The 25,749-nt window shown below is 70.4% G+C and carries 19 protein-coding genes; 8 read left to right on the top strand and 11 right to left on the bottom strand.

The window, feature by feature from the left end; all coding sequences use genetic code 11:
- Positions 1 to 97: 97 nt before the first annotated feature.
- The 6 genes from Z164_RS0116395 to Z164_RS0116420 form a co-directional block, all read right to left on the bottom strand.
- The gene (locus tag Z164_RS0116395) at positions 98 to 1,012 is read right to left on the bottom strand and encodes an energy transducer TonB (RefSeq protein WP_152540980.1); all 915 of its coding nucleotides are present in this window, start codon (positions 1,010 to 1,012) and stop codon (positions 98 to 100) included.
- A gap of 128 nt (positions 1,013 to 1,140) precedes the next feature.
- The gene (locus Z164_RS0116400) at positions 1,141 to 1,983 is read right to left on the bottom strand and encodes an energy transducer TonB (RefSeq protein WP_024891765.1); all 843 of its coding nucleotides are present in this window, start codon (positions 1,981 to 1,983) and stop codon (positions 1,141 to 1,143) included.
- Positions 1,984 to 2,069: 86 nt separating this feature from the next.
- The gene (locus tag Z164_RS0116405; RefSeq protein ID WP_024891766.1) at positions 2,070 to 5,360 is read right to left on the bottom strand and encodes an ankyrin repeat domain-containing protein; all 3,291 of its coding nucleotides are present in this window, start codon (positions 5,358 to 5,360) and stop codon (positions 2,070 to 2,072) included.
- Complete coding sequence (locus Z164_RS0116410) at positions 5,353 to 5,625, bottom strand: YcgL domain-containing protein (RefSeq protein ID WP_024891767.1); 273 nt, start codon at positions 5,623 to 5,625, stop codon at positions 5,353 to 5,355. The genes Z164_RS0116405 and Z164_RS0116410 overlap by 8 nt, the downstream gene beginning before the upstream one ends.
- A 123-nt stretch (positions 5,626 to 5,748) precedes the next feature.
- Positions 5,749 to 6,762, bottom strand: a complete 1,014-nt coding sequence (gene cydB, locus Z164_RS0116415) for a cytochrome d ubiquinol oxidase subunit II (protein WP_024891768.1) — start codon at positions 6,760 to 6,762, stop codon at positions 5,749 to 5,751.
- Positions 6,762 to 8,192, bottom strand: a complete 1,431-nt coding sequence (locus Z164_RS0116420) for a cytochrome ubiquinol oxidase subunit I (protein WP_024891769.1) — start codon at positions 8,190 to 8,192, stop codon at positions 6,762 to 6,764. The genes cydB and Z164_RS0116420 overlap by 1 nt, the downstream gene beginning before the upstream one ends.
- 584 nt (positions 8,193 to 8,776) lie before the next feature.
- Between Z164_RS0116420 and Z164_RS0116425 the strand changes: the two genes are divergently transcribed.
- From Z164_RS0116425 to Z164_RS0116435, 4 genes are all read left to right on the top strand, one after another.
- On the top strand, positions 8,777 to 9,691 hold the full coding sequence (locus Z164_RS0116425; protein WP_052338492.1) for a transglutaminase family protein: 915 nt from the start codon (positions 8,777 to 8,779) through the stop codon (positions 9,689 to 9,691).
- Positions 9,691 to 10,443 carry an RHS repeat-associated core domain-containing protein gene (locus tag Z164_RS22620; RefSeq protein ID WP_152540981.1) on the top strand — a complete coding sequence of 251 codons (753 nt, stop codon included), beginning with the start codon at positions 9,691 to 9,693 and terminating at the stop codon, positions 10,441 to 10,443. Before Z164_RS0116425 ends, Z164_RS22620 begins: the two co-directional genes overlap by 1 nt.
- A complete protein-coding gene (locus tag Z164_RS22625; RefSeq protein ID WP_152540982.1) occupies positions 10,440 to 10,877 on the top strand; it encodes a hypothetical protein in 438 nt (145 codons plus the stop codon). The genes Z164_RS22620 and Z164_RS22625 overlap by 4 nt, the downstream gene beginning before the upstream one ends.
- 330 nt (positions 10,878 to 11,207) lie before the next feature.
- Complete coding sequence (locus Z164_RS0116435) at positions 11,208 to 13,595, top strand: S9 family peptidase (RefSeq protein WP_024891772.1); 2,388 nt, start codon at positions 11,208 to 11,210, stop codon at positions 13,593 to 13,595.
- 174 nt (positions 13,596 to 13,769) lie between these two features.
- Here the strand turns inward: Z164_RS0116435 and Z164_RS21490 are convergent, their stop codons facing one another.
- Entirely contained in the window at positions 13,770 to 14,375 is a 606-nt protein-coding gene (locus tag Z164_RS21490) for a cysteine dioxygenase family protein (protein ID WP_024891773.1), read from the bottom strand.
- Positions 14,376 to 14,568: 193 nt separating this feature from the next.
- Between Z164_RS21490 and hemF the strand changes: the two genes are divergently transcribed.
- Positions 14,569 to 15,489 carry an oxygen-dependent coproporphyrinogen oxidase gene (gene hemF / locus Z164_RS0116445; RefSeq protein WP_024891774.1) on the top strand — a complete coding sequence of 307 codons (921 nt, stop codon included), beginning with the start codon at positions 14,569 to 14,571 and terminating at the stop codon, positions 15,487 to 15,489.
- A gap of 102 nt (positions 15,490 to 15,591) precedes the next feature.
- On the opposite strand, the gene Z164_RS20845 is transcribed toward hemF, so the two are convergent.
- Entirely contained in the window at positions 15,592 to 17,628 is a 2,037-nt protein-coding gene (locus tag Z164_RS20845; RefSeq protein ID WP_052338493.1) for a S46 family peptidase, read from the bottom strand.
- A 158-nt stretch (positions 17,629 to 17,786) separates the two neighbouring features.
- Here Z164_RS20845 and Z164_RS0116455 point away from each other — a divergent pair, with 158 nt between their 5' ends.
- On the top strand, positions 17,787 to 18,032 hold the full coding sequence (locus tag Z164_RS0116455) for a hypothetical protein (protein WP_024891775.1): 246 nt from the start codon (positions 17,787 to 17,789) through the stop codon (positions 18,030 to 18,032).
- Positions 18,033 to 18,161: 129 nt separating this feature from the next.
- Here the strand turns inward: Z164_RS0116455 and Z164_RS0116460 are convergent, their stop codons facing one another.
- A complete protein-coding gene (locus Z164_RS0116460; RefSeq protein ID WP_024891776.1) occupies positions 18,162 to 18,758 on the bottom strand; it encodes a hypothetical protein in 597 nt (198 codons plus the stop codon).
- A gap of 248 nt (positions 18,759 to 19,006) precedes the next feature.
- Here Z164_RS0116460 and Z164_RS0116465 point away from each other — a divergent pair, with 248 nt between their 5' ends.
- Entirely contained in the window at positions 19,007 to 19,471 is a 465-nt protein-coding gene (locus Z164_RS0116465) for a hypothetical protein (protein WP_024891777.1), read from the top strand.
- Positions 19,472 to 19,833: 362 nt separating this feature from the next.
- On the opposite strand, the gene Z164_RS0116470 is transcribed toward Z164_RS0116465, so the two are convergent.
- A complete protein-coding gene (locus tag Z164_RS0116470) occupies positions 19,834 to 20,280 on the bottom strand; it encodes a universal stress protein (RefSeq protein ID WP_024891778.1) in 447 nt (148 codons plus the stop codon).
- Between the two features lie 314 nt (positions 20,281 to 20,594).
- Positions 20,595 to 22,781, bottom strand: a complete 2,187-nt coding sequence (gene uvrD / locus Z164_RS0116475) for a DNA helicase II (protein ID WP_024891779.1) — start codon at positions 22,779 to 22,781, stop codon at positions 20,595 to 20,597.
- 176 nt (positions 22,782 to 22,957) lie between these two features.
- On the opposite strand from uvrD, the gene Z164_RS0116480 reads away from it, so the two are divergent.
- Complete coding sequence (locus Z164_RS0116480) at positions 22,958 to 25,597, top strand: TonB-dependent receptor (protein WP_024891780.1); 2,640 nt, start codon at positions 22,958 to 22,960, stop codon at positions 25,595 to 25,597.
- The last annotated feature ends 152 nt before the right edge of the window (positions 25,598 to 25,749 follow it).

Here is a 25,749-nt window from a genome sequence, read left to right on the forward strand (position 1 = left end):
TTTCGCGCGCTGAGTGTCGATACAGCCTAGGGCCGGCGGCCGATCGCCGGCGCTCCGCGCGAATCGAGGCCTTCTGCGCGATCGGCAGGCAGCCGCCTCACCCCTCCAGCGGCGTCAGCAGCCGGAAGCGCGACCTTTCCGGCGCCACCGCGCCGGCCACGAGCGCATCGGGGCTGAAGCCCTCCGGCGTCGGCTGTGCCCAATCCGGGCGCTGACGCGGGCCGGGATGATAGGCGACCCACTGGCCGTATGCCGGCGCGCGATCATCGCCGAACATGTATTCGACGGGCACGCGGACTACCCAGTGGTCCTTGCGGGCCTCCTCGCCCTCGGTCGGCGGCACGAACGTCCACGCACGGGCAGCTTCGATCGCGCTGCGCGACAGCGTGCTGCGGATCATCTCCATCTGCCGCGCGTTGCCGATCGCGGTCAGGTTGACCTGCTCGGCCATGACCTCGGCCACACGTCCATCGCGGCCGATCTTCAGCAACAGATAGACGGTGCCCTTAGCCCCGATCCGCACCATGCCGGCCGGGTACCGCGGCGGCCGCATGCCCGCCGAGCGGATGCTGCCGGCATCGTCGCTGGCGTACTCATCCCCGAAATGCACGCTGCGGATGCGCAGGTCCATGTTGCCGTCGCCGGTCGGCGTGGCCACCATGCGCAGGCTCATCTTCGCGCGCGCTTCGATCGGCGCGCCATCGCTGACGATCGGCTCGAAACGCATCGCCGGGATGGCGCGATCGATCAGCGCGATCACGTAGCCGGGCAGCTTGTCCTGCTGGTCGAGGGCATGCGCGCTGACCCGCCCTTCGCGATCGATATCGACGTGGCCGGTCACCAGCATGCTGGCCTCGACCTCGCTGCGGGCCTGCCGCGCGTTCTGGGCATGAGCATCGATCGATGCCGCCAGGCCCGACATCGCGAGCAAAATAGAAACAAAGAATCGAGACATGGGTGCGTCCTGCTGGTGTGATTGCTGCTTCGAGGATACGTCACCACGACGCCGCATGCCTCTGACGACGCGATCTCTGCGTGGCGCGCAACACATGGCCAAGGCGTCATGCCGGTCCTCACCTGAGGGCCCGGCAGGACGCGGCGGTTGAATCGCCTATGAGCCGCTCAAACGCCGATCGGCGCTCAGCCTTCGCCGACGGGCGCCATTCGCAGGCGCGGTTCCCGCTCGACCTGATGGATCGCACCTGCGATCAGCGCTTCCGGCGGCGTGGCATCGGGCCGAGCCCAATCGGGCAGCGGGAGCGCTGGACCCGGGACATACGGTCGCCATTGACCGTATACATGCACCGCCGCGCGGGTGCCGGGGATCGAGAACTCGACGGGGATGCGCGCCAGCCAGAAATCCGAATCCGCTTCCGCTCCAGAGGAGAGCGGCGAAAACCGCCAATGCATGGCCGTATCGCGGGCACGGGCCGCGAACCGTTTCCTGTGCCGCGTCATGATCGCTTCACTGCTATCGCCCGTTAACAGATCCACGCGTTCGACAGCGACTTCCTGAGGTATGCCGTCGCGCCCGACCTTCAGCAATAGATAGACCGTCCCTTGGACGTAGTTCCGGAGCAGCTCCTCGGGATAGGGAGGGCTAAGCTTGCGCTCCCAGCCCGGCGTTGCCGGTTCCGGACTGGGAAAGCCGACCCCCTCCAGATGGATGGCCAGCCCCCCATCTTCGTTCCGGGTGGCACGCAGGCCAATGTGCGCCTGCGTGCGGACCGGCACGGGCCGACCGTTCTCGACTACAGGCTCGAAGCGCCAGGACGGAACGATGTCCGCCAGCAGTTCGGCCACGCCCGGCGCCAGCTCGTCTTCCTCTTGGATCGCGTAACCGGAGACGCTTCCGTCCGGTTCGATTTCAAGAGTTCCGCGCACCAGCAGGCTGGCCTCGACCTCCGGCCCCTTCGATGCATTCGCGATCGCACTCACCCAAAGCAGGGCCGTAAACAGGCCCCACCGCATCCATTTCCTCATGCTCCTTCCCCCAGTAACACGCGAAGCGGCATCGTGCCACCTAGCCCCCGAAGCGTCCAGAGGGCGAACGGCTCCGCACTGCGCCCTCACCGCTCGCGCAGGAACCGCGCCATCGAGACGCCGGGCGGGACCCCGGCGGCGGTCGGGGCGAGTTCGGCGGCGACGTCGACGAAGCCGCGCATGATGGCGATGTCGCGGGGCACGCGGTTGAGGGTGTCGCGCAGGTCGGGATCGGCGCCGGCGCGCAGCAGGCGGCGCGCCAGCCGCAACAGGCCGTGCAAGGCGGTCAGGTGCAGCGGGCCGAAGCCGCGCGGGTCCTGCACCTCCAGCGAGGCGCCCTCGTCGAGCAACTGGTCGAGCACGCCGGCCACGACCTCCTCGTCGCAGGCGGTGCCGGGCTCGGCGCGCGCGCCCAGCAGCAGCAGCAGCGGGGTGACGCCGCCGGCGGCCTGCGCGTCGACTTCGGCGCCGGCCAGCAGCAGGGTGTCGAACAGCGCCAGCAATCGCGGGCGGTCGCGCGAGGTGAAGCCGTGCAGCGCCGCGCAGTGCAGCGGGGTGAGGCCCTGCGCGTCGGTGTCGTGCACGTCGGCGCCGGCGGCGAGCAGCCGCGCGCACAGGTCCGGCAGGCCCAGCGCCGCGGCCAGCATCAGCACGGTGACCTCGCCGGGCAGGCGCTGCTCCAGGGTGGCGCCGGCGTCGAGCAGGCGGTCGACGATGTCGCCATGGCGCATGCTGACCGCCGCCGACAGCGGCGTGGCGCCGCTGTGGGCCGCGCGCGCGGGATCGGCGCCGCGGGCGAGCAGCAGATCGACCACCGCCAGGTGGCCGCCGCCGGCCGCGCGCAGCAGTGCGGTGCAGCCCTGGCCATCGACGGTATCCACGGGAAAGCCGAGGTCGAGCAGGCGCCGCACCGCATCCGCATCGCCGGAGACCGCCGCGGCCGGCAGGTCGGCGGGGCGCAGCGGCCGCCGCGGCAGGCGCCAGCCGCGCCAGTCCAGCCATTCGGCGAGGTCGCGGCGGCCGCCGGCCAGGGCCACGCCCAGCGCGGTCTGGCCGTCGGCGGCGCGCAGGTCGGGCGCGGCGCCGGCGCTCACCAGCGCCTTCAGCGCCGCTTCGCGTCCCAGCGCCGCGGCCAGGTGCAGCGCGGTCATGCCGCGCCCGTCGCGGCTGTCGAGATCCACCCCGAGCCCGATCAGGCGTTCCAGCAGTTGCGTCCAGCCCAGCCGCACCGCCAATGCGAGCGGCGGATCGCCCTCGGGCGAGGGCGCGAACGGATCGGCACCGCGCTCCAGCAGTTCCAGCGCGAACAGTTCCAGCCCGCGCGCGGCGTGGTCGGCGCGCGCGCAGGCGCCGAGGAAGCGCGCCAGCCCGCCGGCGCCGGCCGGGGAGACGTTGGCGCGCAGCATGGCCTGCAGCGGCTCCAGCGCGGCCGGGCCGCGGGCCAGCAGGGCGAAGAACGCGTTGTCGCCGTCGCCGTCGCGCACGTCGGGATCGGCGCCGCGGGCCAGCAGCCATTCGATGCGCTCGACACTGACCGGCACCTCGTCGTCGATCAGCAGGCTGCCCAGTTCGCGCGGCTCGAGCAGGCCGGCGAGCGCGTCCAGCTGATCGGTGCGGCCTTCGCGCAGGGCGTCGCGCAGCAGCGCCAGCGGCGCACGGTCGGGCACGTCGACCTGTCCGGGGTCCAGCGAGGCGTTCGCGGGCAGCACGCTGGCCGGCAACGCGTAGTCCGGATCGAGCAGGGTCACCAGCGACCAGCGTCCGGACGCCGCGGCGTGATCCACCGCGGTCCTGCCGGCGGCATCGGCATGCCGCGGGTCGAGGCCGGCCTCGATCAGGCGCCGCACCAGCGCCGGCGACGGCGTCTCGGCGAGCACTGCCAGCAGCAGCGCGCCGCGGCCTTCGGCGTCCACCGCGTGCACGTCGGCGCGCGCGGCGGCCAGCGCCTCGAACGTGGCCAGGCGCCCGCCGCGCGCGGCATCCAGCAGCGGCGTGCGGCCGGCGGCATCGCGCGGATCGACCTGCGCGCCGGCGGCCAGCAAGGCGGCCAGGATCTCGGCATGGCCGGCATGGGCGGCCTCGTGCAGCGCGGTCCGGCCGCGCGCGTCCTGGGCGTCGATCTTCGCCTTGTGCTTGAGCAGCAGCTGTACCCCGGCCGGATCGTCCTCGTCGCCGCCGGCCGCGGCCAGCAGCGCCGGGGTCGCGCCCTCGGCATGCGCGGCGGCGCCGCGTTCCAGCAGGAAGCGCGCCAGGCGCCAGTTGCCGGCGGCGCAGGCCACGCCCAGCGGGGTCAGGCCGTCGTCGTTGCGCGCGTCGAGCTCGGCGGCGGCATCGCGCAGCAGCGCGGCCACGCCCGGGTCGGTGCTGCGCGCGGCGTGGTGCAGCGGGGTATTGCCTTCGTGGTCGCGCGCGCGCGGATCGGCGCCGTTGGCGAGCAGGGTCATGACCGCCTCGGGCCGGCCGTGCCAGCTGTCGCGGGTGGCGGCCAGCAGCGGCGTCATGCCGGCGCGCGCGGCGTTGAGGTCCACGCCGCGCGCGATCAGCGTGCGCAACAGGCGCAGGTCGGGCAGCACCGCGGCCAGCACCGGCAGCGCGCGCTGGTCGCGGTCGCCGGCCGGCGGCGGCGCCTGCGGATCGGCGCCGAGTTCCAGCAGTTCCAGCGCGCGATCCACCCGCCCGGCGCGCGCGGCGGCGTAGAGCGCGGCATCGGGGTCGCCTTCGAACACCGGCTCCGGCGCCGCCTCGGTCCCGATCTCGACCACCGGCAGCGTGGCCCGCGAGGCCGGCGGCATGCGCTGCAGGCCGCGGTGCGCCAGCGCACCGATCGCCGCCGCTGCCGCCGCGAGCGCCCAGCGCAGCGGCCCGCCTTCGATCAGCCCCGGCCACGACAGCAGCAGCGCGAGCGCGACCATCGCGCCCAGGCCCAGCGCCAGCCGCAGGCCGCGAGCCGTGCCGCTGTCCAGTTCGGCCAGCGCCTGCCAGTGCACGGCCGGGCTGCCGCCCTCGCGTTCGATCGCATGCCAGAACGGCCAGGTCCGCCACAGCCCGATCAGCACCATGCCGCCGGCCGCGCTCAGGCCCAGCGCCGCGCCCAGCGAGCCGCTCTGCCGCAGCGCCGACAACGGCCAGGCCACCAGCAGGGCCGCCAGCACGAGCAGCGCCGCCCAGGCACCGGCCAGGACCAGCGCCTCGCGTTGCCAGCCGGCGCGGCCGGACGGCGCGGCCCCGCGCACGGCACGCGCGGCCAGCGCGAACGCGGGCTGCGCCAGCCACAGGCCGAGCGCGGCCGGCACCGCGCCCGCGCCGGCCAGCAGGCTCAGCGCGGTGCCCAGCGCCCACAGTCCGCCCTGCAGGCGGCGCGGCGTCGGCTCAGGCATCGGTACCCCAGTCCTCGCGCAGAGGATCGTCGGCGACGGAAGGCGGCAACTGCAGATGGAACCCGCGCGCGGCGAGGTTCGCGCGCACCTGCGCCGCGTCCTCGCGCGCCAGCCGCCGTTCGGGGGTCAGCGCGATGTCGAGGACGAAGCGCAACGGACCCAGCTGCGCCTGCAGCGGTTCGGGCAACGCGGAGAAATCGTCGCGGGCGGCAAGGTAGACGTAGGTGTCTTCCTTGCGTTGACTCTTGTAGACGTAAGCGTGCATGGCCCGGGGGACGGCTCGATGCGGGCGATTGTGCGGGAAAAGCCCGCGACGGGAAACCGGCGCGCAGCGCGTGCGCCACCGCGCGCGTTCAGGGCGGCCCCGATCGCGTCGCCGGGTGCGGCTTCAGTGGTAGCCGGCGTCGGCCTGGATCTTGCCGCGGAAGACGTAGTACGACCACGCGGTGTAGCCCAGGATCAGCGGCAGCAGCACCGCCAGTCCCGCCAGCACGAAGCCCTGCGAGGACGGCGGCGAGGCGGCCTCCCAGATCGTCAGCGAGGGCGGCACGATATTGGGCCAGATGCCCAGCACCAGCCCGGCGAAGCCCAGGCCGAAGAAGCACAGGGTGAGCAGGAACGGCGCCGCGTCGCGCCCCTCGCGCATGGCCGCGCGCCACAGCCACAGCGCGTTGACCAGCACCAGCAGCGGCACCGGCGACAGCCACAGGAAGTTCGCGCCCTCGAACCAGCGCGCCATGATCCGCGAATCGAGGAACGGCAGCCAGGCGCTGACCAGGCCCATGAAGGCGACCACCACCAGCACCAGCGGCCGGGTCAGCGTGCGCGCGATCGCCTGCAGCCGGCCCTCGGTCTTGAGGATCAGCCAGGTGCTGCCGAGCAGCGCATAGCCGAACACCACCGCGGTGCCGGTGAGCATGGAGAAGGGGCTGAACCAGTCCAGCGCGCCGCCCACGTACTTGCCGCCCTGCAATGGCATGCCCTCCACCAGCGCGCCCAGGATCACCCCTTGCGCGAACGCGGCGAACAGCGAGCCCAGCGCGAAGGCCGCGCCCCAGAAGCGCCGCGCGCGGCGCGCCTTGAAGCGGAACTCGAACGCCACGCCGCGGAACACCAGCGCGATCAGCATCAGCAGCACCGGCAGATACAGCGCCGAGAGCACGATCGAGTACGCGGCCGGGAACGCCGCCAGCAGGCCGGCGCCGCCCAGCACCAGCCAGGTCTCGTTGCCGTCCCAGATCGGCGCGGCGGTGTTCATCATGTGGTCGAGCTGCTCGCCGTCCTCGGCGAACGGCGCCAGGATCCCGAGCCCCAGCACGAAGCCGTCGAGCAGCACGTACATCAGCACGCCGAAGCCGATCACGCCGAACCAGACCACCGGCAGCACGGTCGCCAGGTCCATCACCCGCCCTCCCCGGTCGGCGCCGGCGGCGACACCCCGCCCTCGTCGGCGTCGTCTGCGGCCGAGATCGGCCGCGCCGGCGTCTTGTCGCCCTCGCTCGTGTCGGGCGCCGGCTCGAACGGTTGCGGCCCCTTGCCGATCATCTTGAGGATGTAGCCGCCGCCGGCGCCGAACACCACCGCGTAGGCCAGCACGAACGCCGTCAGCGACACCACCACGCTGCTGGCGTCGATCGCGCTCACCGCGTCCTCGGTGCGCAGCAGGCCGTGGATCACCCAGGGCTGTCGACCGATCTCGGCCACGAACCAGCCCGCCACCACCGCCACGAAGCCGCTGGGGGCCATCAGCCGCCAGGCGTCGAGCAGCCGCGGGCTGGCGTAGAGCCTGCCGCCGCGCAGCGCCCACAGCGACACCGCAGCGAGCGCCAGCATCAGCAGGCCAAGGCCCACCATGACCCGGAACGCCCAGAACACCGGTGCCACCGGCGGCCGGTCCTGGGGCGCCACCGCGGTCAGCGGCTCGATCTCGCCATCCCAGCTGTGGGTCAGGATCAGGCTGCCCAGCCGCGGTACGGCGACCTCGTAACGGTTGCGCTCGCCGGCCTGGTCGGGCAGCGCGAACAGGATCAGCGGCACGCCCGCACCGGGTTCGCCGTGCTCCCAGTGCGCCTCCATCGCCGCGACCTTGATCGGCTGGTGCTCGCGCGCGTTGAGGCCGTGGAAATCGCCCGCCACGATCTGCAGCGGCACCGTGATCGCGGCGAACACCACGGCCAGGCGCAGCATCCGCCGCGCGGCGTCCGCGTGCTCGCCCCGGCGCAGGTACCAAGCCGCGACGCCGCCGACGACGAAGCAGGTGGTGATGAAGGCGGCCAGCACCATGTGCGCCAGCCGGTAGGGGAAGGACGGGTTGAAGATCACCTCGCGCCAGCTGGCGGGGTGGAACAGCTCGCCGACCAGCTCGTAGCCGGCCGGCGTGTGCAGCCAACTGTTGGCCGAGAGGATCCAGAACGTGGAGATCAGCGTGCCCAGCGCGACCATGCAGGTGGACAGGAAATGCAGGCCCTCGGGCACCTTGCGCCAGCCGAACAGCATCACGCCCAGGAACGAGGCCTCCAGGAAGAACGCGGTCAGCACCTCGTAGGACAGCAGCGGCCCCAGGATGTGGCCGGCGCGCTCGGACAGCACCGACCAGTTGGTGCCGAACTGGAAGCTCATCACGATGCCCGACACCACGCCCATGCCGAACGACACCGCGAAGATCTTCATCCAGAAGAAGTAGAGATCGCGCCAGACCGTCTCGCGGGTGCGCAGCCAGCGCCATTCCAGGAACGCCAGCCAGCTCGACAGGCCGATCGTGAACGCCGGGAACAGCACATGGAAGGAGATCACGAATCCGAACTGGATCCGCGACAGCAGCAGCGCGTCCACGCCTTCGCTCCGGGGAATGCCTGGACGCGCAGTGTGCGCGCGCCGGCGTGAAAAGCGCATGTGGCGCGTTGTCACAGGGACCCGTTGTCGCAGGGTACCGGTTGTCGCAGGGGCGCGTTCATGCGCGACGCGGCGGCTCAAGGTCGCCTAAATGGCGCTTTCCGTCCACCGAAGCACGGCTGCACCATTACCGCGCCTCGCGCAGTTCCCTGAATTTCCAACCGCGCTTGCTAATGCGGCGATACGACCGGACCTGGAACGCGAGCGGGCGCGGGCTGTCCGAAGCGATCGCTGTAGCGTCGCCGAAGGACATGATGCTGGAGCCGGCACTATTGCCGCGCTGCTGCGGCGCATCAGCAAAACGATTGGGCTTAGCACTACTCGGTTCGCTGCCCCCCGACCGAGCGGCGACCTAACTGGAAGCTGGACTGGCTCGGTCCCGCGGACGTACCATCGCTACCACACATGACCGCAGGGGGCGGGACGTGGGGACAGGGGGCCATCGCCTATGGTCTGCGGGGCTGCTTGGCGCATGGTTAGCGCTGCTCGCCCCTGTCGCCTGGTCACAATCCAGCCTCCCGCAGTTGCAGCAGTTGCAAGCCCAGTTCGATCTGCCGGAGCAACGCGTCAGCTATCTGGACGCCAAACTGCTCATCGACAGCCTCATCGACCCGTCGACGGACACGCTCGCAATCCGCCATGAAATCGCCGCCTGGGAGCGGGCCGTGCGAGCAGAACTGCCTCCTTCTGCAGATGCCCGCGAAACCCTCGACGCACTACTCAGGACGCTCTATCAACCCGGCCCCTGGAACCAGCACCGGCCGTTCACCTACGATTTTGACGACCTGCTTGGGCGAAACCCTGCATCCAAACGATTGGCCACCTATCTGGCGACCCGCAAGGGTAACTGCGTGTCCATGCCGATCCTGGTCGCCATCTTGGGCCAACGTTTTCAATTGCCCATCGCGCTGGCTACTGCACCCCATCACGTGCTGGTGAAATTCGGCGACGAGGCCCAGCAGGCCTGGCTCAACGTCGAAGCCACGGCAGGTGGCTTCAAGTGGGATGAAAGCTACGAACGTGAAACGGGCATCACCGCCACCGCTATAGAGAACGGCCTCTACCTGCGTCCGCTCACCCCGCGCGAAGGTGTGGGCGTGATCGCGGGCACCCTCATGGAGCACTATGCAACTGCCAAGGATGGAGACGCGCTGATGCAGGTAGCCGATCTCGTTTTGGCCGTCAATCCCGCTGATCCAGTGGCGCTCGTGTGGAAAGCCAACGCCTACTACATCCAACTCCAAACGCGTTTTGTTCAACACTACCCGGACCCGGCGCATATACCACCTGAGCAGGTGGCAGAATTTCATCACCTAAGTCGCCAGAATCTCGCGTGGTTCGCCAAGGCCGAAGCATTGGGTTGGTCGCCGAGGACCGCAGAGCAGGAATCCAGCTATCTTCAATCAATCCAGCGCGAAAAGGCGCAAAGGGGGCAGTGATGCGAAGGACCATTTCGATAGGGATGGCGGTAGTGTTGTGTGCCGTGGCTTTCGACGCGACTGCACGCTTCGTCTCGGCAGACCCCGTGCGACCGCATCCCAATAATGGCACTAATTTCAACCGCTATTGGTACGGGAACAATAGCCCCTATCGATTCACTGACCCGGATGGACGATTGTCTCGCGGCGAAGGCTGGACCGACAGGCAGTGGAAACAGTTCGATAGAGCGCAGCAAAGCGCCGCGGGCAGCCTTGAGCGAGCGGCATCGAGGATCACCGGCGCGATGGAGACGGGCGGTAGACAACTTCAGCGAGCAGAGAAGGCGTTCGAACGCAGCTTCGGTCCCGGCTCAGCGACACCAGAGAACATGAGTAAAATGGCAGCCGATATGGCCTCAATGGCCAGCGCGCTGCGCGACACCGGTCCAGGCGCTATTCCGGCCCAGGGCATGACAGGGGCGCAGATCAACTCCACGTATGGTGCAGGCGGTGATACGTTGGCCGGCGTGCCGACCACCGGCCCAGTCATGGTGATCGTTAACACGACGCATGCGAGCTTCAACGACCCCTCTAGACTGGCGTGGGGCGCAGGCCACGAGACCGGTCATGCCGTACTCGGTTATAAAGATCAGCTGTTTAACGGCGATACGGCCTACAAGTTCGGCAGCCCGCAGCAGCAGGAAATCTTTAGAACGTTACCGGGGGCTCAGCGCCTGATCAATCCGGATCACATCATGGATCACGCGCGATGAGCAGGCTGTGGGCTCTGGCTTTGTCATGCGCGGCCATTTCCGCTTGCGCGACGCCCTTTCAACGGGCCGAACCTGGAGATTTCTCCGTTTCAGTGACTGATAATGTCGAGGAGCGGCGGTTTGAAGTCGTGCTCGTCTCAACGGCCACAAAGCCCCTTTGCCTATCAGGTGAAAGCTGGCCCGACGAATCTGGAAAGTTCCCGCTGGGCTACGAGGCTGTCGTGCTTACGACCACGAACGGCTTGCTGCATCCCCGAGCCAGCATAACAGCATACTGTCCTGGTGGATGTGGCGAGGTAGAGATCGAAGCCGGGCAACGGCTAGAGGCGATTGTGGCCTACGCGGCATTCGGCGACGCGGAAGTGATCGCGGAGGATGCGCAGCGATCGCTGGAGTTCCCAGTCTACCCATACTACTGCAGCAGACGACGATAGAGGGATTCCCTTACAGGTGATCAAGCTAGATGGGGAAACGCACCGAAAGCTTTCGTATCGCCGGCGTGAGAAACGCATAATTTTATTGACCTAAACCCGGTGATCCGCGACAGCGCGTCGACCGCTGCAAGCCGCACGCTTGCTGATCCAGAGCTCCTTTCAGCCACCAAGAAGATCTTCGATACGGTCCGGGCCGCGCCCGGGCCTGCGCCTGCGCGACGCGGCAGGCTGGGAGGCGGTGACCGTCGGCCGCGGCCATGACCTGTGGCCCAGCCGGGAACCGCCCCGCGGCTGCTAATCTGCGGCGGTTTGCCCGTGACCAGGACCGCCATGATCCGCCAGCTCGTGTTCTCCCTGCTGCTCGGCGCGGCCGCCGTGCCGCTCCACGTCTCCGCCCAGCCCGCGCAGGCGCTCACCCTCGACCGGATCATGGCCGACCCGGACTGGATCGGGCCGCCGGTCGAACAGGCCTGGTGGTCCTGGGACGGCCAGCGCGCCTTCTACACCGTCAAGCGCGCCGACAGCGCGGTCCGCGACACCTGGGTGCAGCCGCTGGCCGGCGGCGCGGCGACGCGGCTGGACGGCCCGGAGCGCGCCGGCATCGACGGCCTGCAGGCGGTCTACGACCGCAGCGGCACGCGCATGGCCTTTGTGCGCAACGGCGACGTCTTCGTGCGCGACCTGCGCAACGGCGCGCTGACCCAGCTCGGTCGCGGCGACGAGCGCGCCGCCTCGCCGCTGTGGGGCGACGACGGCGCCTTGGTGTGGCGCGTCGGCAACGAACGCTGGTTCCGCTGGGACCCGCGCGAGGACGTGACCACCGCGATCGTGCTGCGCGCCGAGGACGATCCGGCCCAGGCGCCGAAGCCGGACGCGCTGCGCGAGCGGCAGTTGCGCCTGATCGAGACCCTGCGGGTGGAGCGCGAGCGCCGTGAGGCCCAGCGCCGCCAGGACGACGATTGGCGGCGCGCCGATCCGACCCGCGCGCCGGCGCCGGTGTACCTGGGCAAGGACGTCGTCATCGCCGCCAGCGCGCTGTCGCCCGACGGCCGCTGGCTCGTGGTCGCCACCGAGGCCAGGAACGCCGACAAGGGCCAGGCCGGGCGCATGCCGATGTACGTGACCGAGTCGGGCTACGAGGAGTTCGAGGACGTGCGCACCCGCGTGGGCCGCAACGACCCGGTGCCGCAAACGTTCTGGATGGTCGAGGTGGCCAGCGGCCAGTCGCGCCGGATCGCGCTCGACGCGCTGCCCGGCATCGACCGCGATCCGCTGGCGGAACTGCGCCGCGCCGCCGGCCAGGAGCCGCTGAAGGGCCCGCGCCCGGTGCGCATCGAGGGCCAGGGCCCCGACGCGTTGCGCTGGTCCGGCGACAGCCGCCAGGCGGCGCTGATGCTGCACGCGGTCGACAACAAGGACCGCTGGCTGGTCTCGCTGGAAGCGGGCGCCGACACCCCGCGCCTGCGCCATCGCCTCACCGACGCGGCGTGGATCAACTGGGACTTCAACGAATTCGGCTGGCTGCCCGACAACCGCACCTTGTGGTTCCTGTCCGAGGAGACCGGCTACGCGCACCTGTACCTCAACGACGGCACCCGCAGCCGCGCGCTGACCTCCGGACGCTGGGAGGTCTCGGAGCCGGCGATGACGCGCGACGGTTCGCGTTTCTTCTTCCTGTGCAACCGCGAATGGCCGGGCAAGTACGACGTCTGCACCGCCGGCGACGGCGGCGTCGCCGAGGTGACGCGCAGCGGCGGCGTCGAGAGCTTCGCGCTGTCGCCGGACGAGCGCCGCCTGCTGCTGCGCCAGTCGCAAAGCTACGTGCCCCCGCAACTGGCGATCGCCGACGCCGACGGCCGCGGCGACGTGCGCGTGCTCACCGACACCCGCACCCCGGAATACCGGCAGTACGCCTGGCTGATGCCGGAGTACGTGCAGGTCCCGTCGCGCCACGGCGCCGGCACCGTGTGGGGCAAGTTCTACGGCCCGCGGACCTACGAACCCGGCCGCAAGTACCCGATCGTGCTGTTCGTGCACGGCGCCGGCTACCTGCAGAACGTCAGCGACCGCTATCCCAACTACTTCCGCGAGCAGATGTTCCACAACCTGCTGGTGCAGCAGGGCTACCTCGTGCTCGACCTGGATTTCCGCGCCTCCGCCGGCTACGGCCGCGACTGGCGCACCGCGATCTACCGCCGCATGGGCCACCCGGAGCTGGAGGACTATCTGGACGGCATCGACTGGCTGGTCGAACAGCGCCAGGGCGACCGCGACCGCGTCGGCATCTACGGCGGCAGCTACGGCGGCTTCATGACCTTCATGGCGCTGTTCCGCCAGCCGGGCGTGTTCAAGGCCGGCGCCGCGCTGCGCCCGGTCGCCGACTGGAGCCAGTACAACCACACCTACACCGCCAACATCCTCAACACGCCCGAGCTGGACCCAGAAGCCTATCGCGTGTCCTCGCCGATCGAATACGCCGACGGCCTGCAGGACCACCTGCTGATCTCCCACGGGATGATCGACGACAACGTGTTCTACCGCGACTCGGTGGTGCTCGCACAGCGGCTGATCGAGCTGCGCAAGGACAAGTGGGAACTGGCGAGCTACCCGCTGGAGCGCCACGCCTACCAGCACGCGGACTCCTGGTACGACCAGTACCGCCGCATCTACGAGCTGTTCGAGCGCGCGCTGCGGCCGGCGCCGGCGGCCGTGGAATAGAGGCGGTTCCGTTCCGCCTGTTTTCCCTTCCCCCGCAAAGCGGGGAGCACTCTGTTTTTTTCCTTCCCCCGCAAGCGGGGGAAGGTGCCGAAGGCGGATGGGGGCACGCCGCACATGCGCCCGCTTGCGGGAGCAGGAGCAGCTTCGGCGCTGCGGGTCTAACGCCGATACACCCTAGTCGACCACCGCCAGGCGGATGCGCTGCGGCCGGTAGAGCGCGTCGCCGACCTGCGCGTAGCGCTTGACTGCGTCCAGCGCGCGGCCGTACACGTGCAGGCTCACGGCGGTCTCGCGGGCGCTGGCGTTGCGGCAGGCATGCAGGTCGTGCGGCGGCAGCAGCCCGATCACCGTGCCCGGTTCCAGTGTGTGGCTGGTGGCCGGGCGCAGTTCCGCCAGCGCGCGGTGACGGGCGACCACGCGGTAATCCACCACTTCCAGGCGGCCGCGCAGCAACGCCTCGATGCCCCAGGTGTCGCCGTGGTCGTGCACCGGGCTGCCCTGCCCCGGTGCCCACGTGATCGCGACGATCTGGTAGCCGTGGCTGCGCGAACGGTACAGCTCGCGACGCACGTAGCCTTCCGGCGCGCCGTCGAGCAGCCAGGCCGGCAGCGGCGCCTCGTCGTGCCCGGCCAGCAGGTCGCGCAGGCCCGCCGCGAGGCGCTCGACGATGCGCGCCGGCGCTTCGGCGCGCATGGCGGCATCGGCGAGGACGACGATGTCGTCGAGCAGCGGAAACGGATCCGCGTGCTGCCGTGCGAGCGTGGTGTTCTGCATGGGCATCCCCCCTTTCGTTGGCGCATACGATGCCGCCGCGAACGTTGAGATTGCGCTAACGCCGCGTTACCGGTGCGTCACACGGGCGGCATGCTGCATGCGATGCGCGAGCCGCCGGTTACGGACGCGTGACTCCCGCGCGCGCACTGCAACGATCGCCGCCCGCGCCCGGGATTGGCGCCCGCCTTACAATGCGCGCATGAACGATCTCGCCGCCGTCCGCGACTACCTCACCGGCCTTCAGGACCGCATCTGCGCCGCCATCGAGGCGGCCGACGGCGGGGCGCGCTTCCACGAGGACCTCTGGACCCGCGAGGAGGGCGGCGGCGGCCGCACCCGCGTGCTGCGCGAGGGCGCCGTGTTCGAGCAGGCAGGCATCGGCTTTTCCGACGTGTCCGGCACCCGCCTGCCGCCCTCGGCCACCGCCTCGCGGCCGGAACTGGCCGGCGCGTCATGGCGCGCGGTCGGCGTGTCGCTGGTGTTCCACCCGCGCAATCCGTACCTGCCGACCACGCACGCGAACGTGCGCCACTTCCGCGCCAGCCGGGACGGCCAGACGGTGGCCTGGTGGTTCGGCGGCGGCTTCGACCTGACCCCGGTCTACCCGGTGGACGAGGACATCGCGCACTGGCACCGCACCGCGCGCGCGCTGTGCGAGCCCTTCGGCGGGCAGGCGCGCTACGAGGCGCACAAGCGCTGGTGCGACGATTACTTCTTCCTCCGCCACCGCGGCGAGACGCGCGGCGTGGGCGGGCTGTTCTTCGACGATCTGTCCGAGGACTTCGCGCGCGACTTCGGTTATCTGCGCGCGGTCGGCGACGGTTTCCTCGACGCCTACCTGCCGATCGTCGCCCGGCGCAAGCACACGCCGTTCGGCGAGCGCGAACGCGCCTTCCAGCTCTACCGGCGCGGGCGCTACGTCGAGTTCAACCTGGTCTGGGACCGCGGGACCCTGTTCGGCCTGCAGTCCGGCGGGCGGACCGAATCGATCCTGATGAGCCTGCCGCCGCTGGCGCGCTGGGAGTACGGCTACGCCGCCGAGGCCGGCAGCCCCGAGGCGCGGCTGGCCGACTACCTGCGCCCGCGCGACTGGCTGGCGGAACTGGCCAGCGCCCGCTGACGCGAGCGCAGCCGGGGGTCAGAGGCCAGGGACCAGAGGCCAGGGAGGAGCAAGAGCGCCTGCGCTTCGCTTTTCCCTGGCCCCTGGCCTCCGGCCCCTGCTTCACTGCCCCAGTTCCTCGACCAGGTGCCCCGCGTCGTAGACCTTGTCCAGCGCCTCCAGCATCGCGGCGCTGTGCACGGAGACGGTGCGGTTGAGCGTCTCGTCATACCAGAAGTTGCCGCCCAGCGAGTGGATGTTGCCGTCGAAGGCCAGGCCCACCACCCGCGCGTCGCGGTCGATCACCGGGCTGCCGGAATTGCCGCCGATGATGTCGTTGGTGCTGACGAAGTTGAAGCGGGTGCCGGCATCCAGCCGGTCCCGGGCGTCCAGCCAGCGCGGCGGCAGCGCGTAGGGCGCGAAGCCGGTGTTGCGGGCGAACGCGCCGCCGATCTCGGTGTACGGCGCGATCTCGCCCACGCCCGGCTCGTTCCAGCCGCGCACCTCGCCGTAGGACAGGCGCAGGGTGAAGGTGGCGTCCGGGTACACGCGGGTGCCGTACTTGTCGAAGCGCGCCCTGGCGATCCGCTCGGCGTTGCGCGATTCGACCGACTCCACCTCCGACTCGAAGCGACCGCGCAACTCGCGCGAGCCGGCGTCGATCGCACGGGCCAGGCGGATGAAGGGGTCCTGCGAGGCATCCACCGCGGCCTTGCCGCCGCGCCACAGCCGCTCGCGCTCGGCGGGATCGCCCAGCGTGGTCCCCGCGACCAGCTCGGCCGCGACCGCCTCGGGCGACTTGCCGCCCAGCACCTGCTTCACCGTCGGGTGGTCGGTGCCCAGCAGCTCGCGGAACTTCGACAACGAATGGGTCAGCTTGGCGGTCTCGAACTCCGGGTACAGCGGCGCCTGCGAGAACAGCGTCTGCTCCAGCCGCGGCAACCCGGCGTCCTGGAACTCCGGCAGCCGCTCCGCGTTGGGCTTGGGCCGTTCGTCGCCGCCGCGCAGCAGGATCGAGGCGAACTGGAAGTAACGGCTGTCGAAGGCGCGCTGCTGGCCGATCAGCAGATGCGGAAAGTACAGCTCGCGACGCACCCGTTGCGCCTGCGCGATCTCGTCCCAGGGCTGCGACGAGGCGACCGACGCGCGCAGTTCGGCCTCCTGCTCGCGCTTGGCCGCGAACACCTGCGGGTCCAGCAGCGCCTGCAACTGGCCGCGCAAGACCTTGTAGCTGTTCTCGGTGAAGGTGAGGTCGGACTGCGCCTGGCGCGCGGCTTCTTCCGACGCGCGCGCGTACTGCGCCAGCATCGCGCGGCGTTCGGCCAGCTGCAGCAGCGTGTTGATCAGATCCACGTCGCGCACGCGCTCCAGCTGGGCCACGGTGAGCTGGCGCTGGGTGCGGCCCGGGTGGCCGGTGACCATCGTCAGCTCCCCCGGCTGCGCGCCGTCGGGATCGAGGGTGAAGTGATCGGCGACCTGCGCCGGGCGGCCGTCGCGATAGGCGCGCAGCAAGCCCATGTCCAGGTTGTAGCGCGGGAAGTTGAAATTGTCCGGATCGCCGCCGAAGAACGCCGTGGCGTACTCGGGCGAGAACACCAGCCGCACGTCCTGGTAGCGCTCGTAGCGGTAAAGGTGGTGCCGGCCGCCGGCGTACAGCGCCACCACGTCGCAGCGGCGCGTCTGCGCGGCGTCGCCCACGCATTCGTCCTCGATCCGCGAGACCTCGGCGTTGCGCGCATCGATGTAGGCGCGCCCGCTCTTGCCGGCAGTGGCCTGGGCGATGCGCGGGGTCACGTCCTCGATCTCCTGCAGCACGTTCAGTTCCTCGGCCGGGCACTGCAGTTCCTCGCCGCGCGAGCGGGCCACGAAGCCGTCGTTGAGGCGGTCGTTCTCCGGCGAGGACAGCCCCTGCACACAGCCGACGATGCAGTGCGCGTTGGTCAGCACCAGGCCGTCGGCGGAAACGAACGAGCCCGAACAACCGCCCGCCAGCCGCACCGAGGACCGCATCGCATGGCGCACCCAGTCGGCATCGGGCGCGAAGCCGTAGGCCGAGCGCATCGCCTCCACCGGCAGGTTGTCGAGCGTCCACATGCCTTCGGCGGCAAGGACGGGCGTGGCGGCGAAGCCGGCGATGGCCAGGACGAGCGCGCGTTTCATCGGGATTCCCTTCTGGCCCGGATCGGGCGGACCGGCGCATCGTAGCCGAAGCCACGGACCGCGTGCCCCCGGGCGGGGCGGATCGCGCACTGCGTCAAGGCGCCATCGCACGCGAGCGGCCACAATGCGCGACCGAACCGCCGCCGGAGTCCCCCGTTGTGCAAGGCCGCGAACGCCGCAAGGGCGCCCGCCCCGACCCAGAACAGCTGCGCAGCCTGTTGACCCCCGAACAGCAGGCCGCGTTGCCGCTTCTGGAGCAGTTCGGCTGGCAGCTGCGCTTCGTGCGCCGGCCCCTGTTCCAGGACCCGGTGCCGATCCTGTTCAGCCGCGACGGCAGCCGCTGGGTCTCGCTGGAGCCCGACGGCAGCGTCAACGAATCGCCGAGCTTCCGGTTGAGGGATTGAGGCGCGACGGGCCGTCCGGCGGCATCGGCGCGCGGCGTCCCGGCCTATCGAAACGGCCGGGGCGGCGATCGCGACACCAAAGGATTCAGGCGCGCAACGCCATCGTCGCCACGAGCGCGCATCCGGTCGCTATCGCTCTGCCTCTCGCGCCGCTGGGGGCATCGCGTCGGGATCTTCCGAAACCGAAATGGTCCGCTGCTCGAGACCTTCTCCGTTCTCTGCGGGCCGATAGAGTTCCAAGCGGCCGGAGTCGCCATCCGAGTGCAGGACGGCCGCGAACTGGCCACGGTTGGAGATCAGGCCCATGAGCGCCGAGCCATCGGCATTCACCTTCATCCCTGCCCGGTCGCGCATCGGACTGCCCACGCCCCAGGGCGCATCCAGCGCGATCACGGCGCTCCCATCGTCGGCCGTCGCGATTCCACCGCGTTCCCGGCCTTGATCGTCGAAGATCGTCAATCCGGCGCTGCGGGACTGCCGCTCGATCTCCGGCCCGTCCTGTTCGATGACGACCCGCTCCCTGCCTTGGTCGTCCACCACGACCAGCTTGCGCGTGCGTACTTCCTCGACGACCTCCTGGGCGGGGCCGCCTCCCCTCGTCGCGCAAGTCGTCGCCGCGATGGATGCCGCCATCACCAGGACCGCCAGCGACCACCAGCCCTGCCGCCGCAACCGGCGCTCCAGAAGATCGACGCGGTTCTGCAGGGCGTCCATTTCCATGCTCATGGCCTCCTCGACACGCCACCGGCGCCAGCGCCGCGCTGCGGATGGCCGCCGCCATGTTGCCACGGGGCCGGCGCGGCTTGCGAGCCGCAGCGCCGCGGCTCGACGCCGGGCGCGCGCGTTGCACTTCGCGGCAAATCCGGGTAAACGAATTCGCGTCCCGCCAAGGAATGCGATCCCATGAACGAGAAGCGGCCGCTCTCTCCGGCTCCGCCGTTTTCGACCCTCCAGCGCGATCCGGGATCCTCTGCATGAAGGCAGCCGGATATCTTCTGTGCATCCTGGCGGGCATGGCCGCCGGCAGCGCCGCCACCTTCCTCGCCAGCCGGCCCACCCTCACTTATCTCGCCCAGACGAACTACGGGCATCTGGCGCTCGACTACGCCTCGATTCTCTCGGCGGATGGCGAGTACTTCGGTCCCGGCGATATCGACAGGAATTTCCGGAAATCCCTGGCCACGCAGTTCATCCACTTCGCCCCGCTGTATCGGTACCTGCAAGACGACAATGCGCGCGCAGCAAGCATCCGGATTTCCAGAGGCGTGATCGAGCACAGGCCCTTCGACGTCATCGGGGAAGTCGATTTGCGCCAATACGCATACGAGGCCGCCGGCTGCATCGCGTCGCTGCAGAACGAGAACGACGACCCCATGCCCTGCCTCGAATCGCATGCCCGGACCCGCATGCAGGCAGGCGGGATTCCGGCACCCGATTAATACGATCTTCCAGCTTCCCTTCTCCCGCGTGCGGGAGAAGGGGCCCGGAGGGCGGATGCGGGCTGCTTTACCCTCACCCCAACCCTCTCCCGCATGCGGGAGAGGGAGGCGAAATCGAGTTGCTGAAGGTTCGTGCCAATCAGGTTCCGGCACCGGCCCGCGACAGCGATTGATTCTTCCGCGAGCCCGGCCGGGAAGGGCCCGCGAAATCAAACGGATCGTGCTTATCGCGCGCACCGGCCTCGTCGGGGCGGGAGGCCTGCCGCAAGCCCAGGTCGAAGCCGTCCCGGCGGCGTCGAGCTTCTTCCGCCCCAAGGGCGCCCGACGCAGGGAGCGGCGGTCAGGCAGGTGCGCTTGGCCCCCTACCGCACCACCAGCACCGGCACCTGGCTGCGGGTGATCACCGCCTGGGTCTGGCTGCCAAGCAGCAGCCGGCCGAGGCCGCGGCGGCCGTGGGAGGCCATGACCAGCAGGTCGCAGCCGTGGGCGGCGGCGGTCTCCAGGATGGCATCGGCGGGCTCGCGCTCGGGGACGTAGACCACGCTGGCGGAGACGTCGCGGGCGGCGGCGGCCGCTTGGGCGGCGGCCAGGATGCGCTCGGCCTGGGCCTGGGCGCCGGCGCGGTAGTCTTCGAGCAGTTCGCTGCTGGTGGTCAGGCCGGTCGGGTCGGCGAGCGCGGCGCTCCAGGGCTCGGAGACGGTGACCACGACCAGTGCGGCGCGCAGCGCCGCGGCGAGGGCGACGGCCTGTTCGACGCCGCGGCCGGCGAGTTCCGAGCCATCGGTGGCGACGAGGATGTTCCGGTACATGAGGCGACTCCAGTGCGGCCTGCCGCCATGCTGCCACGAACCCGGCGCGGGTGGCGCGTCGGCGGCACTGCGGCCTCGGCGCCCGTCGCGCGGAAGTGTGCTCAGGCACACCTCGTGGCTCTTGGCTGCATCGGCATTCGAGGCGTCCCTTCTCCCTGCGAATGGGCGCGCACCGCGGGCGCCCGGAACACCCTCATCCGGCGCTGCGCGCGGGAGAAGGAACAACATGCGCCCGCTTATGGGACAAGGAACGACATGGCCCTGCGCGCCGGAGAGGGATTGTGTCGGCGTTGCAGGTCGAATGCCGCGTCGGCTCAGGCCGGCTGCAGGTTGGCGTAGGCCAGCACCAGCCACTTGCTGCCGGCCTCGTCGAAGTTCACCTGCACCCGCGCGTGCGCGCCGCTGCCTTCGATGTCGGTGACCACGCCGCTGCCGAACTTGGCGTGGGAGACGTTCTGGCCGAGCCGGAAGCCGGGCGCGCCGTCGTCGATGACCGCGTGGCCGGCGCGGCGCGGGGCGGCGAAGGCGGGGCGGGCGACCTGCACGCGCGGGCGCACTTCGTTGAGCAGCGGCGCGGGGATCTCGCGCAGGAAGCGCGAGGGCAGGCCGAGCATGTCCTGGCCGTGGAGCCGGCGCGATTCGGCGTAGCTCAGGACCAGCTTCTGGCGGGCGCGGGTGATGCCGACGTAGGCCAGCCGCCGCTCCTCTTCCAGCCGCCCGCTTTCCTCGAGCGAACGCTGGTTGGGGAACAGCCCTTCCTCCACGCCGGCCAGGAACACCAGCGGGAACTCCAGGCCCTTGGCGCTGTGCAGGGTCATCAGCTGCACGCCGTCCTCGCCGGCCTGGGCCTGGCCCTCGCCGGCCTCCAGCGCGGCGTAGGCGAGGAAGGCGACCAGCTCGCTCAGCGCGGCCGATTCCTCGTCGTCGCCGTGCACGAAACGCGAGGCCACCGAGACCAGTTCGTCGAGGTTGTCGGTGCGCGATTCCGAATCCAGGCCGCCGCGGCTCTCCTTGGCCCAGTGTTCGCGCAGGCCGGAACGGGCCAGCACGTGGTCGATCTTCTCCGGCAGCGGCAGCCCGCCGACCTCGCCGGCCAGCGCCTGGATCAGCGCGTGGAAACCGGCCAGGGCATTGCGGGCGCGGGCGGCCAGCGCGCTCTCCTGCTGGGTGCGCAGCGAAGCCTCCCACAGCGACACGCCGTCGGCGCGGGCGCGCAGCCGCACTTCGTCGAGGGTGCGCCCGCCGATGCCGCGCGCGGGCGTGTTGACCGCGCGCTCGAAGGCGGCGTCGTCGGCCGGGTTGGCGATCAGGCGCAGATAGGCCAGGGTGTCCTTGATCTCGGCGCGCTCGAAGAAGCGCACGCCGCCGTAGACCCGGTACGGGATCTGCTCGGAGACCAGTTGCTCCTCGATCGCGCGCGACTGCGCGTTGCTGCGGTAGAGCACGGCGCAATCGCCGTAGCTGCCGCCGTCGCGCACCCACTGCTTGGCGCGCTCGACGATGAAGCGCGCCTCGTCGACCTCGTTGTAGGCGGCGTACAGGTCGATCGCATCGCCCTGCCCGGCATCGGTCCACAGCTGCTTGCCGAGGCGGTCTGGGTTGTGCGCGATCACCGCGTTGGCGGCGTCGAGGATGTTGGCGGTGGAGCGGTAGTTCTGCTCCAGGCGGATCGTCTGCGCGCCGGGGAAATCGGCCAGGAAGCGCTGCACGTTCTCGACCTTCGCGCCGCGCCAGCCGTAGATGGCCTGGTCGTCGTCGCCGACCACGAAGACCTGGCCGGTGTCGCCGGCCAGCACGCGCACGAAGGCGTACTGGATCGCGTTGGTGTCCTGGAACTCGTCCACCAGCAGGTGGGTGAAGCGGCGCCGGTAGTGGGCGAGCACGGCGGGATTGTCGCGCAGCAGCTCGTGCGCGCGCAGCAGCAGCTCGGCGAAGTCCACCAGGCCGGCGCGGTCGCAGCGCTCCTGGTAGAGCGCATAGCTGCGCAGCATCGCCTGCATCCACTCGTCGCCGCGATCGGCCTGGATGTGTTGCGGGCGCCGGCCCTCGTCCTTCTGCGCGTTGATCCACCACACGATCTGCCGCGGCGGGAAGCGCGCCTCGTCCAGCTCCAGCTGCTGCACGACGCGCTTGACCAGCCGCAACTGGTCGTCGGAATCCAGGATCTGGAAGCCCTCCGGCAGCTTGGCGTCCTGCCAGTGCAGGCGCAGCAGCCGGTGCGCGAGGCCGTGGAAGGTGCCGATCCACAGCCTGCGGCTGCCGTTGGGCAGCAGCGGATCGGCGCGGTGGCGCATCTCCCCGGCGGCCTTGTTGGTGAAGGTGACCGCGAAGATGCCGTGCGCCGGCACGCCGTGCACGGCGTTGAGCCAGGCGATGCGATGGGTGAGCACGCGGGTCTTGCCGGAGCCGGCGCCGGCGAGCACCAGGTAATGCCCCGGCGGCGCCGACACGGCCTCGCGCTGGGCCGCGTTGAGGCCGTCGAGCAGGTAGGAAACATCCATCGGGCGCATTTTACCCGCGCCAGCCGCTGCTGCGCCGCAGCAGCCCGCATCCCGCGCTCCTTGGCCGCTCAATGGCTTAGACATCGCGCTTCGCAGGCCGGGCGGCCGGGTTTGACAGCGCTGTCAGCCGCCGTTACCCAGGCGGTCCCGCACGCCCCCGGGGAGGGGACCCGACGATGACGCCGATCCACCGCCGCGCGCTCGCCCGCGCGATCGCCACCGCACTCGCCGCCGCCTGCCTGCCGGCGGCGGTCTACGCCCAGGACCGCGACGACGACAGCGCCCCGCCCGAGCGGGATGCCGCCACCCTCGATGCGGTCATCGTGACCGTCGAGCGGCGCGAGCAGGACCTGCAGAAGTACGCGGGCACCGCGCAGTCGATCGGCCAGGACGAGATCCGCCAGCTGGGCATCAACAACGAGCTGCGCAACCTGCAGACGCTGGTGCCGGGCATGAGCATGTCCAACCAGGAAGGCAACCTGGAGGTCTTCATCCGCGGCGTCGGCTCGGCGAACAACACCGAGCTGGGCGATCCGGGCGCCGCGCCGCACATCAACGGCGCCTACATCCCGCGCCCGCGCGGGCTGGGCGGCATGTTCTACGACCTCGAACGCGTGGAGATCAACAAGGGGCCGCAGGGCACCCTGCGCGGCCGCAACGCGCTGGCCGGCACGCTCAACATCGTCACCAAGCGACCGGACCTGGACGCCTTCGGCGGCTACGCGCAGATCGAGGCCGGCAACCGCGACCACCGCGCCGGCGAGTTCGCGCTGAACCTGCCGCTCGGCGGCTGGGCGGCGCTGCGCGTGGCGAGCTACCGGGTGGAGAAGGCGTCCTCGTTCGAGAACGCCGGCGCCGCGCGGCACCTGGACCCGGCGGGGATCCAGGACGAGCACGGCGGCCGCCTTTCGTTCCTGTACGAGCCGGACGACAAGCTCTCGGTGTTCCTGATGGCCGACATGGGCAAGGAGCGCGGCACCGGCTACCCGGGCGCCAACGTCTACACCGCCGCGCGCGCCGGCTACATGCCCGACGACATCGACCTGCGCAAGGTGGTCTATCGCGGCGCGCAGGGCACGCTCGACAGCACCAACTGGGGCGCGATGGCCAACATCGGCTACGACTTCGGCCCGGTGGCGCTGGAGTACAACGCCAGCTACCGCGACGTGGACTACCAGCAGACCAACGCCGCGAGCGAGGGCATCCTGTGGCCCGGCCGCAACGTGGACCCGGTCTCCGCGGACAACCCCGGCGGCGTCGACTACGACAACTACTCCACCCAGTACTGGCTGACCCGGTCGCAGTCGCAGGTGCACGAGGTGCGGCTGTCGTCCGCCGACGACGCCCGCCTGCGCTGGACCACCGGCCTGTTCCACTTCAACGAACACCAGCAGGTCGGTTACCTCTCGCTGGTCGACAAGGGGCGCTGGTACTCCGGCACCGAGTTCACGATGCCCGACGTCAAGGGGCGTTCGAGCGCGGCCTTCGCCGACGGCACCTTCGACCTCACCGACCGCACCCGGCTGAAGGCCGGCCTGCGCTACACCCGCGAGTTCAAGTCGCGCTACGGCGTCGGCGGCAACTGGGCGCTGGGCCTGCCGGGCCAGGGCGGCGACTTCGCCACCCGCCTGGGCACGCCCGGCTTCGCGCCGGCCTTCCTGTACCGCCCCAATTTCGACGTCACCGGGCTCAGCTCGCAGGCGGACATGGCGCGCTTCCTGCTGCAGGGCATCCTGTCGCACGGGCGCGACGACACCCTCGCCCAGCAGATCGGCCAGGTACCGGACGGCGGCCCGTTCGGCTGCGTGGACCGGCCCGACATCGGCGGCGATACGATCGACTGCCCCTACCAATCGTGGGTGCAGGTCAGCGGCATCCCGGCGCAGCAGTACGGCGAGAGCGAGTTCAGCTTCACCGACTGGCGCGCCGGCATCGAGCACGACCTCTCGCCGGGGCACATGGTCTACGCCACCGTGTCCAGCGGCCACAAGGCCGGCGGCTTCAACGACACCTTCGACATCAACGAGATCCCGGAGACCTACAGCCCCGAGTCCATCGTGGCCTGGGAGATCGGCAGCAAGGCCAGCCACCGCTGGTTCGGCCGCCCGGGCACGTTCAACGTGAGCGCGTTCTACTACGACTACACCGACCAGGTGTTCCAGGATCTGGCGGTGATCGCGGTCAACCCCGACGGCGAGGCGTCCGGCTTCTCGCTGGTCAACCGCAACGTCGGCCGCTCGGCGATCTGGGGCGTGGAGGCCGAGAGCGTGCTGCGCTTCGGCGGCGGCTTCATGCTCAACCTCAACGCGCTGTATCTCGACAGCGAGATCAAGGAAGGCACGGTGGCCGACGTGCGCAGCCAGAACCACGACATCGGCGGCATCACCTCGATGATCGACCTGTCGGGCAACGAACTGCCGCTGGCCTCCCGCCTCACCTTCAACGCGCGCCTGCAGCACACCACCGAGCTGGCGCGCGGCACGCTGGACTGGCAGCTGCTGGCCGCCTACCGCTCGGCCTACTACCTGACCCAGTACAACAACCGCGACGTGGTGTACCTGGCCGACGCCGCGGGCACGGTGGACCGGATCGAGGATGCCGCCACCGCCGGCTTCCCGGATCGCCAGGGCGCGGAAACCACGCTCAACGCGGGCATCGGCTTCACCTCGCTCGACGGGGCGTGGCGCTTCGAGCTGTGGGGCAGCAACCTGCTGGACAACGACACCTCGCAGAAGGCGCTGGTCGGCTCCGGCATCAACGTGCGCTTCCTCAACGACGCCCGCAGCTACGGCGCTCGCCTGCGCTACCAGTTCTGAGCGCTGCGACGGGGTGCCGGCGCGCCGCCGGCGCTCCTCGCGAAGGGCGGCGGCGAACATGCCCGACGGGCCGAAGACCACGCCTGCCGGCCGCGCAGAGTTCGCCGCAGCGCAGCATAAATCCGGCCATCAAATCCAATCGAAACAATCGC

It is taken from the genome of Luteimonas huabeiensis HB2 (assembly GCF_000559025.1).
GTDB lineage: Bacteria > Pseudomonadota > Gammaproteobacteria > Xanthomonadales > Xanthomonadaceae > Luteimonas > Luteimonas huabeiensis.